The sequence below is a fragment of the Paraburkholderia sediminicola genome (assembly GCF_902859805.1).
Classification (GTDB): Bacteria; Pseudomonadota; Gammaproteobacteria; order Burkholderiales; family Burkholderiaceae; genus Paraburkholderia; species Paraburkholderia sediminicola.
The window spans coordinates 16,399-31,752 of record NZ_CADIKC010000011.1; the positions used below are offsets into that span (position 1 = coordinate 16,399).

The 15,354-nt window shown below is 62.1% G+C and carries 14 protein-coding genes; 10 read left to right on the forward strand and 4 right to left on the reverse strand.

Annotated elements, in window-relative coordinates:
* Positions 1-23: 23 nt before the first annotated feature.
* Positions 24-1,214 (reverse strand): methionine adenosyltransferase, encoded by a 1,191-nt coding sequence (metK, locus tag R8871_RS30200; protein ID WP_097390919.1) that lies wholly within the window; start codon positions 1,212-1,214, stop codon positions 24-26.
* Between the two features lie 278 nt (positions 1,215-1,492).
* Between metK and R8871_RS30205 the strand changes: the two genes are divergently transcribed.
* The 9 genes from R8871_RS30205 to hslU all read left to right on the forward strand — a co-directional run bounded on the left by R8871_RS30205 (position 1,493) and on the right by hslU (position 11,136).
* Entirely contained in the window at positions 1,493-2,377 is an 885-nt protein-coding gene (locus R8871_RS30205) for a lipid A biosynthesis lauroyl acyltransferase (protein ID WP_175053750.1), read from the forward strand.
* A gap of 81 nt (positions 2,378-2,458) precedes the next feature.
* Positions 2,459-3,319, forward strand: coding sequence for a diaminopimelate epimerase (dapF, locus tag R8871_RS30210; RefSeq protein ID WP_175053751.1), 861 nt, complete (start codon positions 2,459-2,461; stop codon positions 3,317-3,319).
* A 195-nt stretch (positions 3,320-3,514) separates the two neighbouring features.
* Positions 3,515-4,234 carry a DUF484 family protein gene (locus R8871_RS30215; RefSeq protein ID WP_175053752.1) on the forward strand — a complete coding sequence of 240 codons (720 nt, stop codon included), beginning with the start codon at positions 3,515-3,517 and terminating at the stop codon, positions 4,232-4,234.
* Between the two features lie 34 nt (positions 4,235-4,268).
* Positions 4,269-5,192 carry a tyrosine recombinase XerC gene (gene xerC, locus R8871_RS30220; RefSeq protein WP_175053753.1) on the forward strand — a complete coding sequence of 308 codons (924 nt, stop codon included), beginning with the start codon at positions 4,269-4,271 and terminating at the stop codon, positions 5,190-5,192.
* Between the two features lie 110 nt (positions 5,193-5,302).
* Positions 5,303-6,505, forward strand: a complete 1,203-nt coding sequence (locus R8871_RS30225; RefSeq protein ID WP_175053754.1) for a class I SAM-dependent rRNA methyltransferase — start codon at positions 5,303-5,305, stop codon at positions 6,503-6,505.
* A 226-nt stretch (positions 6,506-6,731) separates the two neighbouring features.
* The gene (locus tag R8871_RS30230) at positions 6,732-7,835 is read left to right on the forward strand and encodes a CobW family GTP-binding protein (RefSeq protein ID WP_175053755.1); all 1,104 of its coding nucleotides are present in this window, start codon (positions 6,732-6,734) and stop codon (positions 7,833-7,835) included.
* 672 nt (positions 7,836-8,507) lie between these two features.
* Positions 8,508-8,927: an RNA polymerase-binding protein DksA gene (gene dksA, locus R8871_RS30235; protein WP_054037155.1), complete on the forward strand. Its 420-nt coding sequence runs from the start codon at positions 8,508-8,510 to the stop codon at positions 8,925-8,927.
* Between the two features lie 316 nt (positions 8,928-9,243).
* Positions 9,244-9,780 carry an ATP-dependent protease subunit HslV gene (gene hslV / locus R8871_RS30240; RefSeq protein WP_028197737.1) on the forward strand — a complete coding sequence of 179 codons (537 nt, stop codon included), beginning with the start codon at positions 9,244-9,246 and terminating at the stop codon, positions 9,778-9,780.
* 9 nt (positions 9,781-9,789) lie between these two features.
* Positions 9,790-11,136, forward strand: a complete 1,347-nt coding sequence (gene hslU, locus R8871_RS30245; RefSeq protein ID WP_093634648.1) for an ATP-dependent protease ATPase subunit HslU — start codon at positions 9,790-9,792, stop codon at positions 11,134-11,136.
* A gap of 160 nt (positions 11,137-11,296) precedes the next feature.
* Here hslU and R8871_RS30250 read toward each other — a convergent pair whose 3' ends face one another.
* Together R8871_RS30250 and R8871_RS30255 are read right to left on the reverse strand one after the other, a co-directional pair.
* The gene (locus tag R8871_RS30250) at positions 11,297-11,839 is read right to left on the reverse strand and encodes a response regulator transcription factor (RefSeq protein WP_028197735.1); all 543 of its coding nucleotides are present in this window, start codon (positions 11,837-11,839) and stop codon (positions 11,297-11,299) included.
* Complete coding sequence (locus R8871_RS30255; RefSeq protein WP_175053756.1) at positions 11,836-13,146, reverse strand: ATP-binding protein; 1,311 nt, start codon at positions 13,144-13,146, stop codon at positions 11,836-11,838. The genes R8871_RS30250 and R8871_RS30255 overlap by 4 nt, the downstream gene beginning before the upstream one ends.
* A 128-nt stretch (positions 13,147-13,274) precedes the next feature.
* On the opposite strand from R8871_RS30255, the gene R8871_RS30260 reads away from it, so the two are divergent.
* A complete protein-coding gene (locus tag R8871_RS30260) occupies positions 13,275-14,912 on the forward strand; it encodes a tetratricopeptide repeat protein (protein WP_175053757.1) in 1,638 nt (545 codons plus the stop codon).
* A gap of 48 nt (positions 14,913-14,960) precedes the next feature.
* Here the strand turns inward: R8871_RS30260 and R8871_RS30265 are convergent, their stop codons facing one another.
* Complete coding sequence (locus R8871_RS30265; protein WP_175053758.1) at positions 14,961-15,185, reverse strand: cysteine-rich CWC family protein; 225 nt, start codon at positions 15,183-15,185, stop codon at positions 14,961-14,963.
* Positions 15,186-15,354 lie beyond the last annotated feature (169 nt).

A 15,354-nucleotide genomic window follows, 5' to 3' on the forward strand; every position in this document is an offset into this window, starting at 1 on the left:
TTGTTGAAGCGGACTGCGTGCGCTTATTCGGCGAGCGCGACAACCGGTTCGGTGCCAGCAGCTTCGGCGAGCACCAGAGCCTTGTCCGTGGCTTCCCACGTGAATTCCGGCTCTTCGCGGCCAAAGTGACCGTAGGCCGCGCTCTTCTCGTAGATCGGGCGCAGCAGGTCGAGCATCTGGATGATGCCCTTCGGACGCAGGTCGAAATGCTCCAGCACCAGCTTCGTGATCGTCGCATCCGACACGCGGCCCGTGCCGAACGTGTTGACCATGACCGAAGTCGGCTGGGCAACGCCGATTGCGTACGACACCTGAATCAGGCAGCGCGACGCCAAACCAGCCGCCACGATGTTCTTCGCGACATAACGGCCGGCATACGCCGCCGAACGGTCGACCTTCGAAGGATCCTTGCCCGAGAACGCGCCGCCGCCGTGCGGCGCTGCGCCGCCGTACGTATCGACAATGATCTTGCGGCCCGTCAGACCGCAATCGCCTTGCGGGCCGCCAATCACGAACCGGCCGGTCGGGTTCACCAGGAACTTGATGTCGCCCTTGATCAGGTCAGCCGGCAGCGTCGGCTTGATGACTTCTTCGATCACGGCTTCGCGCAGCGTGGCCAGATCGATGTCCGGCGAATGCTGCGTGGACAGCACGACCGTGTCGATCGCGTGCGGCTTGCCGTCGACATAACGCACGGTGACTTGCGACTTCGCGTCCGGACGCAGCCAGGGCAGGCGGCCGTCGCGGCGCAGATTCGCCTGACGCTCCACCAGACGGTGCGACAGGTGGATCGGCAGCGGCATCAGTTCCGGCGTTTCTTCACACGCATAACCGAACATCAGGCCTTGGTCGCCAGCGCCTTGATCGAGGTTGTTGTCGTGCGCACGGTCCACGCCCTGGGCGATGTCCGGCGATTGCTTGTCGTACGCCACCAGCACCGCGCAGCCGCGGTAGTCGATACCGTAATCGGTGTTGTCGTAGCCGATGCGCTTGATCGTGTTGCGCGCGACCTGGATGTAATCGACGTTCGCGGTGGTGGTGATTTCACCGGCCAACACGACGAGACCCGTGTTGCACAGCGTTTCGGCTGCGACACGCGAGTACTTGTCCTGAGTCAGGATGGCGTCGAGGATGGCGTCCGAGATCTGATCCGCGACTTTGTCGGGATGGCCTTCGGACACGGATTCGGAGGTGAAGAGATAATCGTTTGCCACGTTGCAGACTCCTGTTTTGTGGTTACGGTTGAGTTTCACGTAGCCAGCTTCGGGAGCCTTGAAGCGGCGACGCTTTAGCGGATTACCTTACCGGCAAGGGGCTTATCCCATGGATCGCACCCGCCAGCTTCGCCCCGCAAGTTGTCTATTAACTCGGCGAAGCCCTTATTATAGCGACTTCCTTTGATTGTCACAGAGTGATCACCCGTGCTGTATTTCGACCCGTCTTCAGGTTTCTTGAGCAAAGCGTCGCTCGACGCCCTAAACGGAGGGGCGGCATGCTGAGTCGTCTTGGCGCCCACCTGGCCATTGGACTGCTGAAATTTCTGGCGTTGCTGCCATACGGTTTCGTTGCGCGACTGGGCGACGGGCTGGGCTGGCTGCTCTATCAGATCCCCAGCAACCGTAAGCGCATCGTCCACATTAATCTGAGCTTGTGCTTCCCGGAGTGGAGCGCCGAGCATCGCGAAGAGATCGCGCAGAAACACTTCCGCCACGCGATCCGCAGCTATGTCGAGCGCAGCGTCCAGTGGTTCGGGTCCGCAAAGAAGCTGGAAAAGCTTGTGCAGGTGGACAGCGAGATCGACCTGAGCGACCCGGACATGCCCCCCACGCTGTTGCTCGGCGCGCATTTCGTCGGCATCGAAGCGGGCTCGGTGTTCATCAACCACGCGTTGAACCGGCAGTGCGGCGCGCTTTACCAACCGATGTCCAACAAGGTGCTCGACGACGTGGCAATCGCCGCGCGCGGCCGCTTCGGCGCGGACATGGCAAGCCGCGCCGACAGTGCGCGCATTGTGCTGCGCTGGCTGCGCGACCATAAGCCGGTCATGCTCGGCGCCGACATGGACTACGGCGCGCGCAACTCCACCTTTGTACCGTTCTTCGGCATACCGACCTGCACGCTAACCGCTGTGGGGCGTCTTGCGAAGGTCGGACACGCGCAGGTCGTGCCGTTCATCGGCGAGGTGCTGCCGAACTACAAGGGCTACCGGCTGAAGGTCTTCAAGCCGTGGGACAACTACCCCACGGGCGACGACGACGCCGACGCGCGCCGCATGAACGCCTTCCTCGAAGAGCAGATTCCGCTGATCCCCGAGCAGTACTACTGGGTGCACAAGCGCTTCAAGACCCGGCCGCCGGGCGAGCCGAGCGTCTACTGAGCGGCCTTCGAAAAAAGCGCCTGAACGCTTAAATAAAACGGCGTTCGGCGCACCTGCGGGCGCGTCACTTACAATAGCGTGATGAAACTGAAATTCACCAAGATGCACGGCGCGGGCAACGACTTCGTCGTGCTCGACGGCTACACCCAACCGGTCAACCTGACGCCGGCGCAGGTGCGCGCGCTCGCGGACCGGCATTTCGGCGTCGGCGCCGACCAGTTGCTGCTGGTCGAAAAGCCCACCGTGGATGGCGTCGATTTCAGGTATCGCATCTTCAATTGCGACGGCGGCGAAGTCGAGCACTGCGGCAACGGCGCGCGCTGCTTCGTCAAGTTCGTGCGCGACAACGGCCTGACCGACAAGCGCAGCGTGCGCGTGCAAGTGCAGAACGGCACCATTCAACTGACCATGCAGGAGAACGGCGAAGTGCTGGTCGACATGGGCGCTCCCGTGTTCGAACCGGAGCACGTACCGTTCGCCACCAAAGGTCTCGAAGGCCGCCGCGAGGGCGCGGACACGCTCTGGCCGCTCGACGTGAGCGGCGTGACGCGCTGGATTTCGGTGGTGTCGATGGGCAATCCGCACGCGGTGCAAGTGGTCGACGACGTCGAAGATTTTCCGGTGCTCGTCGAAGGCCCGGTGATCGAGCGGCATGCACGTTTCCCGCAGCGAGTGAACGCGGGCTTCATGCAGATCGTTGGCCGTAGCGAAATCAAGCTGCGGGTCTACGAACGCGGCGCCGGCGAAACGCTGGCGTGCGGCACGGGTGCGTGCGCGGCGGTCGCTGCCGGCATTCGGCGCGGACTGCTGGATGCGCCGGTGCGCGTGCACACGCATGGCGGCCAGTTGACCATCACGTGGGACGGCTCGCAAGACGCGCCGCTGCTGATGGCCGGACCGGCGACAACCGTCTTCGAAGGCGAGATCGAACTGGCCGACTGACCCGCGCCAGCGCACTACCCGATTCAGCGGCCGAACGACCGGCCCAGGCTGTACCAGACAAGTGGCCTCGAATAGGCCGATGAAGAAGCAAGAAGCCGATGAAAAGCCGGACGAAACAGCGCTTTCACCGGCTGACCGAACTCATGACCGATGCGCCGCCCGAAGGCGTCGTCCCGTAGTCCTTTAGCCGAAACCATGAACGATCGCGAAGTCGCCGAATATCTGCTCGCCAACCCCGAATTCTTCGCCGAACACGCGGAAATGCTCGCGACGATCCGGCTTGCGAACCCGCACGGCAAAGCCGCGGTGTCGCTGCAGGAACGGCAGATGGAAATGCTGCGCGACAAGAACAAGCATCTCGAACGGCGTCTGGCCGAGCTGCTGCGATATGGTCACGAAAACGACAGCATCGCTTCGAAATTCAATCGCTGGACCATCCGCGTGATGGCCGAGCGCGATCCGTACGCGCTGCCGCGCACGATCGCGAACGGCTTGCGCGATATTTTCGACGTGCCGCAAGCCGCGCTGCGCGTTTGGGACGTCTCCGAACCGTATGCACAGGCCGAGTTCGCACGCCATGTCGGCGAGGAAGTGCGGATCTTCGCGAATAGCCTCACCACGCCGTACTGTGGCGCGAACACCGGCTTCGAAGCCGCGCAGTGGCTGGTTCCGGCGGTGTCGGCGGTGAGCGACGACGGGTCCGCAAGCGGTACCGGCGAGTCCGCGCACGCCACCGAGTCGATTGCGCTGCTCGCACTGCGCGACCCCGAAGGCAAGGAAGAAGCACCCACCTTCGGCCTGCTGGTGATGGGTTCGGCCGACGCCCGCCGCTTCCACGACGGCATGGCAACCGATTTCCTGACGCAGATCGGCGCGTTGGCAAGCGCGGCGCTGAGCCGTCTGCTGCCACGCTAAAGCCGCCAAGCTGCCGATCCCGCCAAAGGCCATCGTGACCGAAGCCGACCCGATTGCCGCCTATCTGTCGAATCTCGAACATGAGCGGCGACTGTCGGCGCACACGCTGCGCGGCTACACCCACGAACTCGGCGAGCTCAAACTGCTGGCCAAAGGCCGGCCGCTCGAAAGCCTCACCGCTGTCGATATTCGTGGCGCGGTTTCACGCGCGCACGCCGGCGGACTGACGGCGCGCTCGATCAGCCATCGGCTGTCGTGCTGGCGAGCGTTTTACCGCTGGTTTGCGGGCCGCGTCGATCTGCCGGCCAACCCGGTCGCCACCGTGCGAGCGCCGAAGCAGGCCAAATCACTGCCGAAGGCGCTTTCCGTCGACGACGCCACGCGCCTGATGGAGAGCCCGCCCGCCGCGACGCCCGAAGGTTTGCGCGACCACGCGATGCTCGAACTGTTCTACTCGTCGGGCCTGCGTTTGTCCGAACTGGTCGGCCTCGACGCCCGTTTTGCCGACGCCGGCGGCTACCGTTCCGCAGGTTGGCTCAAGCTCGATTCCGCCGAAGTCGAAGTGCTCGGCAAGGGCAACCGGCGGCGCATCGTGCCAGTCGGCAGCAAGGCGCTCGAGGCCTTGAACGCGTGGCTCGCCGTGCGTGATCAGATGGTGAAACACGATCCGCATCCGCTGTTTCTGTCGGCGCGCGGCAACCGGCTGTCGCCGAATGTCGTGCGTGATCGCGTGAAGCGCGCGGCGCTGGTCGCCGGTATTCCGGCCAATGTGCATCCGCACGTGCTGCGGCATTCGTTCGCCACGCACGTGCTGCAATCGAGCGGTGATCTGCGGGCCGTACAGGAACTGCTCGGGCACGCCAGCATCACCGCCACGCAGGTCTACACCGCGCTCGATTTCCAGCATCTCGCGCACGTCTACGATCAGGCGCATCCGCGCGCCAAAAAACGCGACTGATTCCGCACTTTGCTGTTTGTTTTGCTTTTAACGGCTTGCGGTCTCCGCCTTCGCTTCACCTGCCGTGTGCCTCTTTGTCCACGCGGCCTACTGCTCCTGCTGACACCCTGATGAATACCGTTACGCTCAAACCGTCGAAAGAAAAATCGCTGCTGCGCCGCCATCCGTGGGTCTACGCCAACGTGATCGATCGAGTCGACGGCAATCCCGCGCCCGGCGCGACCGTGCTGGTGCGCGCGCACGACGGCCGCTTCCTCGCCCGCGCGGCCTACAGCCCGCATTCGCAGATTCGCGCACGCGTGTGGAGCTTCGACGAAATGGAGCCGATCGATCACGCGTTCTTCAAGCGCCGCGTGCAGCGCGCGCTCGCGCATCGTCAAACGATGGTGCACAACACCGGCGCAGTGCGGCTGATTTTCGGCGAAGCGGACGGCCTGCCCGGCCTGATTGTCGATCACTACATCGCCGAAGATGAAGGCCAGCGCAGCCAGCTGGTCTGCCAGTTCATGGCGACGGGCGTCGAAGCATGGAAGGAAGCGATCGTCGCCGCGCTGACCGACGCGACCGGCTGCCCGAACGTCTACGAGCGCTCGGACGTGTCGATCCGCCAGAAAGAAGGGCTCGAGCAGATCACCGGCGTGCTGGCAGGCGAGGCCCCGTCTGAAGCACTGATCGCGAGCGAAAACGGCGTGCGCTATCACGTTGATGTGCGCAACGGCCACAAAACCGGCTTCTACGTCGACCAGCGCGACAACCGCCTGCTGGTGCAGGAGCTGGCGAAAGATCGCGACGTGCTGAACTGCTTCTGCTACACCGGCGGCTTCTCGCTGGCGGCCTTGAAAGGCGGGGCGAAGCGCGTGGTGTCGATCGATTCGTCGGGCGACGCGCTCGCGATCGCACAGCAGAACGTGGCCGCCAACGGTTTCGACGCCGAACGCGCCACCTGGCTCGACGCCGACGCGTTCAAAACCCTCCGCCGCCTCTACGACGAAGGCGAACGCTTCGACCTGATCGTGCTCGATCCGCCGAAATTCGCGCCGTCGCGTGAACACGTGGACCGCGCCTCGCGCGCCTACAAGGACATCAACCTGACCGGCCTGAAGCTGCTGCGCCCGGGTGGCCTGCTGTTCACCTATTCGTGCTCTGGCGCAATCGATTCCGAACTGTTCCAGAAAATCGTGTCCGGTGCGGCCGCCGATGCGCGTGTCGACGCACGGATTCTCAAGCGCCTCGGCGCCGGGGTCGACCATCCGCTGCTCACCGCTTTCCCCGAAGGCGAATACTTGAAAGGCCTGCTGTTGCAAATTGCCTGATCGCCCATAGCTTCAGGGTTATTTCCCGTGTGTGGCGAAGGGGTTCGCCCCCGCTGCCAGCGCCGGCTTGACAGATATGTTTCAATATCCGGCTAGATCGGGTCGCGCGCCGTCAGGCTGCCACGCCCGGCAAACCGGATTCGCTGCACACTCGCGCTGTAAATTTGCGCAGTAAATTCGCGCGGTAAATTCGATTACGCACAGACTCACGTACAAGGCGACCAACATGATCCCAGTCACCATCCTGACCGGCTTTCTCGGCAGCGGCAAAACCACCCTGCTCAAGCGCATCCTGAACGAAAAGCACGGCATGAAGATCGCCGTGATCGAGAACGAGTTCGGCGAAGAGAACATCGACAACGAAATCCTCGTTCAGGACACGAGCGAGCAGATCATCCAGATGAGCAACGGCTGCATCTGCTGCACGATCCGCGGCGACCTGTCGCGCGTACTCGGCGATCTGGCGGCGAAGAAGCAGTCCGGCGAACTGGATTTCGATCGTGTCGTGATCGAAACCACCGGCCTCGCCAATCCGGGCCCAGTCGCGCAGACGTTCTTCATGGACGACCAGATCGCCAACGAATTCCTGCTCGACGCGATCATCACACTGGTCGACGCGAAGCACGCGAACCACCAACTGGACGAGCATGAAGTGGTGCAGCGCCAGGTCGGTTTCGCCGATCGCCTCTTCATCACCAAGTCCGATCTGGTCGACGAAAAGCACCTGGACGATCTGCGCCATCGCCTGCTGCACATGAACCCGCGAGCGGCAATCAAGGTCGTCAATTTCGGCGAAGCGGACATCAAGGAAATCTTCGATCTGCGCGGCTTCAACCTCAATTCGAAGCTCGAAATCGATCCGGATTTCCTCGCTGAAGACGAACATGCGCACAGCCACGCTCACGCGCATGACGAGCACGGCCACACCCATGCCGATCACGACGGCCACGATCACGAAAACTGCGATCACGACCACGGCAAGTGCGACCACGAAGGCCACGACCACGCGCATCACCATCACGCGCACCACGACGACAAGATCAAATCGTTCGTCTACCGCAGCGACCGCCCGTTCGATCCGAACAAGCTCGAGGACTTCCTCGGCGGCATCCTGCAGATCTACGGCGAACGCCTGCTGCGCTACAAGGGCGTGCTGTATATGAAGGGCGTCGACCGGAAGGTCGTGTTCCAGGGCGTGCATCAGATGATGGGCAGCGACTTGGCCGCGAAATGGCAGCCGATCGAGAAGAAGACCAACAAGATGGTGTTCATCGGCATCGAACTGCCGCAAGACCTGATCACCGACGGTCTGGACGCCTGCCTGGCCTAAGCGCCGCAAGTCGGCGCAAGTGCCGGCTCGTGCCGTGCCGGGAAGATGGCGCGGCACGCGGCATGCTGGAGCGCGCTTATCAGAAGCGTGTGTCCAGCGGGCACCGTGGTAATCGTCTGCAGAATACGGCGGGGAGGAGCGCCCCGAAAGCCTGCTGAAATGTCGGCTGTGTGAAAAGCACGTGAAAACCCTGCTGTATTAAAGCGTGCACGACCATCGCTTTTTGAACGTGCGCGCGTTATATTTTCGGGATATCAGTGCGCCGCCGGGGTATTTTCACCAGTTGCGGTGCTGGATTGTGATTCAGTTACAATACGTGCCCACTGGAGAATGACAACGAATTGCCCGGTCAGCGCGTATTCCGCGCCGGGCCTGAAACGGCGCCGGAAAATCTTATCCGGAAATCACGCCGACAATGCCGGCTGGCACAGCAGACAATGCTCGCTGCCGGCAAGCAATGCCTCAGGAGCATTTGAGAAACGGTTTCCAGAGGAGTTCGGCCCCGCATTGGCGTAGCGACGCCCGGCGCGTGGGCGCAAGGCGCTTCGGCGTCACCGACAGCCCATCGTCCGTGCCCGCCCAGCGCTCAGCGTCCTCGTGGCGCCTTTGCGGGCAATACGAAAGTGCGGGCACTATGTAAGAGTTTTGCCTCACATTGAAGAAGCAAGCCAGATGACGACGAAACGACTCTTGACTGAAGCCGAAATCCTGAAGATGAGCGACAAGGATTACATGAATGAGGATCAGCTCGCTTTCTTCAAGAACAAGCTCGAACAGCTGCAGGCGGACATTCTCCGCAATGCCGGCCAGACGACCGAGAACCTGCGCGAAACAGTAATCGTGCCGGACCCGGCCGACCGTGCAACGATCGAAGAAGAGCATGCGCTGGAACTGCGCACGCGCGACCGCGAACGCAAGCTGCTGAAGAAGGTTCAGCAATCGATCGCGCGCATCGATTCGGGTGATTACGGCTGGTGCGAAGAAACCGGCGAGCCGATTGGTGTTCCGCGTCTGCTCGCACGGCCCACGGCAACCCTGTCGCTCGAAGCGCAGGAACGCCGCGAACTGCGCCAGAAGCTGTTCGGCGACTGAACGCCAACGGCGCGGCTTCGGCTCCGCGCCCTTTTAAGCTGCTTCGTCGAGAGGCGCACGGTGATCTGTGCGCCTTTTTTCTTTTGTGTGCCCCTGCGCACAGTCCCCCGCTCTCAATCCCGTGTTTTTGTCTTATGCCGTTTGCCGGCTCTTGATATGACCGCGCACGCCCTAAAATAAGTCGGACATGCGTTGCACGAGCGCGCGCCGGCCAGTTGACCGTTTGAGCGTTGCGCGCCGTCCGCTTCCAGGATTCATGCGGTGGTGCATTAGCTTGTGCTGCCGTGTCCTACCCGTTTTGCAAAGAGGAACGCATATGGAGCAATTTCACGGCACAACGATCGTTTCCGTGCGCCGCGGCGACAAGGTCGCGCTTGGTGGCGACGGCCAGGTGACGCTGGGGAACATCGTCATGAAAGGCGGTGCGAAGAAAGTCCGGCGCATCTATAACGGCAAGGTGATGGTCGGTTTCGCCGGCGGCACGGCCGACGCCTTCTCGCTGCTCGACCGCTTCGAAGCGAAGCTGGAAAAACATCAAGGCAATCTGACCCGCGCCGCCGTCGAACTCGCCAAAGACTGGCGCACCGACCGCATGCTGCGCCGCCTCGAAGCCATGCTGATCGCGGCGGACGCCACCACCACCCTCGTCATTACCGGTAACGGCGACGTACTCGATCCGGAAGGCGGCATCTGCGCGATCGGTTCGGGCGGCGCTTACGCGCAAGCCGCCGCGAAGGCGCTCGTTGATAACACCGAATTGTCGCCGCGCGAGATAGTGGAAAAGTCGCTGGAGATTGCCGGCGACATGTGTATCTATACGAACCATAACCGCGTTATCGAGACGATCGAGTAAGGACCCACGATGAGCACCATGACCCCTGCCGAGATCGTCTCGGAACTCGACAAACACATCATCGGCCAAGGCCGCGCGAAGAAAGCAGTTGCCGTGGCGCTGCGCAACCGCTGGCGTCGTCAGCAGGTTGAAGACCCGCTGCGTCAGGAAATCACGCCGAAGAACATTCTGATGATCGGACCGACCGGCGTCGGTAAAACCGAAATCGCACGGCGTCTGGCGAAACTGGCCGACGCACCGTTCATCAAGATCGAAGCCACCAAGTTCACCGAAGTCGGTTACGTGGGCCGCGACGTCGACAGCATCGTGCGCGATCTGATCGAAATCTCGGTCAAACAGACGCGCGAAACGGAAATGCGCAAAGTGCGGACCAAGGCTGAAGATCAGGCTGAAGACCGCATCCTCGACATCTTGCTGCCAAGCGCGCGCCCGGTTGGTTTCGGCGCGAGCTCGAGCGCCGCGGATACCGCCGACGAAGGCAGCACCACGCGCCAGACCTTCCGCAAGCGCCTGCGCGAAGGGCTGCTCGACGACAAGGAAATTGAACTCGACGTCGAACAGCCGCAAGTCGGCATGGACATCATGGGGCCGCCGGGCATGGAAGACATGACCGAGCAGATCCGTTCAATGTTCGCGAACATCGGCGGCGGCAAGAAAACGCGCCGCAAGCTGAAGGTGAAGGAAGCGCTGAAGGTCCTCACCGACGAAGAAGCCGGCAAGATGCTCAACGACGAAGAGGTGAAAGCCAAGGCGGTGCAGAACGTCGAGCAGAACGGCATCGTGTTCCTCGACGAAATCGACAAGATCGCGTCGCGCAATGAAGCAGGCGGTGGCGAAGTGTCGCGTCAGGGCGTGCAGCGCGATCTGCTGCCGCTCGTCGAAGGCACCACGATCAACACCAAGTACGGCATGGTGAAGACCGACCACATTCTGTTCATCGCAAGCGGCGCGTTTCATCTGTCCAAGCCGAGCGATCTGATTCCTGAACTGCAAGGCCGCTTCCCGATTCGGGTCGAACTGGATTCGCTGTCGGTGGGCGATTTCGAATCGATCCTGGTTTCGACCGACGCAAGCCTCGTGAAGCAATACCAGGCATTGCTCGCCACCGAAGATGTGCATCTCGAATTCGCCGACGACGGCATTCGCCGTATGGCCGAAATCGCGTACTCGGTCAACGAGAAGACTGAAAACATCGGCGCACGCCGTCTGTACACGGTGATCGAAAAACTGCTCGAAGATGTCTCGTTCGCAGCAGGCAATCATTCGGGCAAGACGGTGCAGATCGACGCGGCGTATGTCGATCGCGCGCTGAACGAAGTCGCGGAAGATGAGGATTTGTCGCGCTACGTGCTGTGATGTTGCTATGTTGATGCTGATGCCGGCGTCGACACTGATGCCGCGTTAAAGCCGCGCCTTACGTATAGCCGATCATATGTGAGGCGCAAAAAAACGGGCTGTCTTGCGAAAGACAGCCCGTTTTGCTTTCCGGCCCGCAAAGGTGAGCAGACCCCAGCGCTTACTGCTTGACCGGCCGCTTCGCCAACTTCCTCTGCAACGTTCGACGATGCATGTTCAACGCACGCGCAGTAGCCGAAATATTGCCACCGTGCTCCGCGAGCACACGCTGAATATGCTCCCACTCCAGGCGCGCAACCGACAACGGCGTGGGATGCTCAATCGCCTCTTCAGCTTGCAGCGCGCTCGCTTCGCTTTGCAGCGCCGACAGGATTGTCTCCACGTTGGCGGGCTTCGCCAGGTAATTATCGGCACCGTCTTTCACCGCCTGCACCGCCGTGGCGATGCTGGCATAACCGGTCAACACCAGCATGCGCGCGTCAGGCTGCAAATCTCGCAGCGGCGCGACGAGCGTGAGACCGGAGTCGTTGCCCAGATGCAGATCTACCGTGATCTGGCTGAACTTCTGCTGGTTCGCCAACTTGATCGCCTCATCTGCGTTGTGCGCTTCGGCCACCGTATAACCCCGCCGCGTCAAACCGCGGGCGAGGATGCCGGAGAACACCTCATCGTCGTCGATCACCAGAAAATTCATATCGCTCATGCCTGTTTCTCCGTGTTGGATGGCGTAGCGCCTTGACGGCCCGCACCTGATAATTTGCGCGCCGCAAGCGGCAGTCTCAACACTGCGCGCGTGCCACGCGGCTTGATCTCGCTGACATCGGCCAACTCGATCGATCCCTTCAGACGTGCCGCCGCTGAAAATGCCAGATACAGGCCCACGCCGTGTCCGCCCTGCGTGCTGTCAACCGGCATCGCGCCGAGCGACCCGCGCAACGCAGCGGGGATGCCCGGGCCCGCGTCGCATACCTCGAATGCGATCTGGTCGCCGCGAGCGGTGAGCGCGCACGATAGCGTGACGTGATCGCGGCTCGCACGCGCGGCGTTGTCGAGCAGAATCGTGAGAATCTGACTGACGGCAACCGTATCGTCAAGACTGACGTCCGCAGGCGGCACGCCGATCCGCTCGAACTTCACATGCGGGTGACGCAAGCGCCATTGCTCGCCAAACGACTCGAGCCACTCGTTCACCGTTTGCCGGTTGGTCGCGGTCGACGCACGGCTGCGCAGCCGTGCAAGCGCCGAAGTACACAGCGTCATTTGCTGTTCGAGCAGTTCCAGATCGGCGCTATACGGTGCGAGCCCCTTGTCGGTTCGCGCGGCGTCGCGCAATTCTTCGGACAACATTGCAATTGTAGACAGCGGCGTGCCGATTTCGTGCGCGACAGTGGCGGCCTGGACGCCGAGCGCGACGGCTCGCTCATCGTGGAGCAAGCGCTGCTGCGCATCTCCGAGCGCTGCGTCACGTAGTCGCAGAGCGCGTGACATGCGTGCAACGAACCACGCAATCAGCCCAACGCTGACCATGAAGTTCACCCACATGCCGGCGCGAAAGTAGTCGAACAGGTTCGCCGGGTTGTCGAGATTGAGCGGTACGGAATCAAAGCCGAGCACGGCGTAGCAGGCCACGGCGAACGCGGCGAGCCACGCCATCAAATGCCATGGCAACACGGCGGCAGCAATGGCGAGCGACGGCAGGTACAGCGAAACGAATGGATTGGTGGTGCCACCGGAGAGAAACAGCAGCGCCGACAACGCGCCGAGATCGACCCAGATCTGGCCGAACAGTTCGAGATTGGACTCGGGTCGCTGCTGTGAGACCCGCCACCATGTCAGTCCGTTGAAGATCACTTCGAGAGCGATCACGAGCAACATCGCGGGCAGCGGCAGGTGCACGCCGAAGAAGGCCTGCACAAACGCAATCGTCACCAGTTGGCCAATGATGGCGAGGCTGCGCAGCCAGAACAGATGACCGAGGTTGACGCGGCCGGTGTTGGTTATACGGTGCATGACTTTAGTTTAACTGTTCGGACTAGTCTGACTTACCTCACGACCTTGCATCGGTAACATGGAATTTTGCGACAGCGTTGCGCGAGCCGGTTGCCCAACACCGGTTCTCGCACCATCCAAACTCAACCATGCTGCCAATCTCTGATAGCGAGACCCCTGTCTCATCAGCTTTCCTGACTTTCCTGCGACATGCCGCCGCAGCCCGGCAAAACGGCGCCGCAGAAGCAGAGTCCAGATGGTTCGATGCCGCTGCACAACGCCATCCGCTTGACGACGAGTCCATCGATTCACTCGTCATCACTTTGCTCGCAGAACATCGTCACGACGACGCGATCGAACTCGCCGCCATTATTGCCCAACTCGATCCGCGCCGCGCGCTTGCACACTTCCGTTTCGGCTATGCACTGCAGATGGCAAACCGGCATAGCGAGGCAATCGCGCCATATCGTCGCGCACTCACCATCGATCCGACATTGCCACAGTTACGCAACAATCTCGCTGGCGCCCTCGCGTTCACAGGCAGTGACCTGAACGAGCAAATCGCCCTGCTGGAAAGTGCCGTTCATCACGATCCCAGCCACGCCGACGCATGGACCAATCTCACTCAGGCAAGCCGCGCCAATTTGAATTTGCCACGCGCGCTCGAAGCCGGCGCAAAGGCCGTCCAATGCGCGCCGGATAGCCCGCTGGCGCATAACAACTATGCGCTGGCGCTACGCGAAGCGCAACGCTGGGACGAAGCGGAGCACGCCGAAAGAACCGCCTGTGCGTTAGCACCCAACAACGCGAGCATGCGCTCCAATCTCAGCATGCTGCAACTCATGCGCGGCGATTACACACACGGCTGGGAAGCCCACGAAGCGCGCTGGGACGGCTCATTGGAATTGGGCGGCAACCGCCCCGTCATGCCGGCGCCGACCTGGCGTGGCGAACCGCTAGCCGGCAAAACACTGCTGGTCTGGGGCGAACAGGGCATGGGCGATGTCTTGCAGTTCAGCCGCTATATCCCGCTGCTGGCCGAGCGTGTTCATCGCGAGGGCGGCCGTCTCGTCTGGAATTCATTTCCGCAGATGGGTGCATTGCTCGCGCGCAGCCTCGGCGATCATGTGGACGATTTTTCGGCCGGCGGTGGCGTCGAATCTTTACCGCCGTTCGACTACGAAATCCCGTTGCTCAGCCTGCCTTTGATATTCGACACGCGCGAAGAGACGATCCCCGCTGCGATTCCATATTTGTGCGCGGACGCGGCAGCCCTTGCGTCGTGGCAACAGAGGCTTGCCGGCGAAACAAGGCTCAAAGTCGGGTTGGCGTGGACCGGCAGCCTTGGCCATCAGCGCAACCCATTCCGACGGGTAGGTTGGGAGCGCTATGCAAAACATTTCGGCGATATGCATGACGTGGCGTTCTATTCGCTGCAACCGGGTGCCGGGGCGGATGTCGCGGCGGCCCGGGCGGCGGGCCTGCCCCTGTTGGATCACACCGCCGAATTCACCTCCTTCGACGACACGGCAGCATTTGTCAGCGCGCTCGACCTCGTCATTACGGTTTGCACGTCGGTGGCGCACCTGAGCGGCGCACTCGGCCAGCGCACATGGGTGCTACTCGACGTCAATCCGCATTGGGTCTGGCTGCTCGACCGGGCCGACAGTCCGTGGTATCCGAGCGCGACGCTCTACCGGCAGCCGCAGTTCGGCCAATGGGATCCGGCGCTGGAAGCGGTTGCACGCGATCTGGGCGCGCTTGCGGCCGGGCATCACGCAGCATAAATCGGCACGAAGCGGCAACGCGGCCGCCAGCACCGCGCCGCGCCGCGTTCAAAGTGACCCGGCACCCGATCCCGGCTGCACCGCTCGCGCAATCTCCGCCGCAAGACATTCAGGACACAGACAGCGGCCAGACGGATCGAGCCGGTCTGCCGGCAGAGGCGGCATCTCACGGCACCAGCAGTCGAACGGCACGCCATGCATGGCGCAATCGAAGGCATGACCACAGCGCGGACAAAACGCGCTGCTTGCGGAGCGGGAAGCTGACGGTTTCATGAGGGGCCGGATGATCTCGCTTCAGCCTGGATCAGGAAATGATGCCACGACTGGCACGCGGCCGTGAGTCGGCCGTTCGGCCAATTCACAGGCAGTTCTGAACGGCGGTAAGCTTGATTGTCCCCCGCCGCTCCGGGCCGCTCATTGCGCAGTGCGCAAAGTCGGCGCC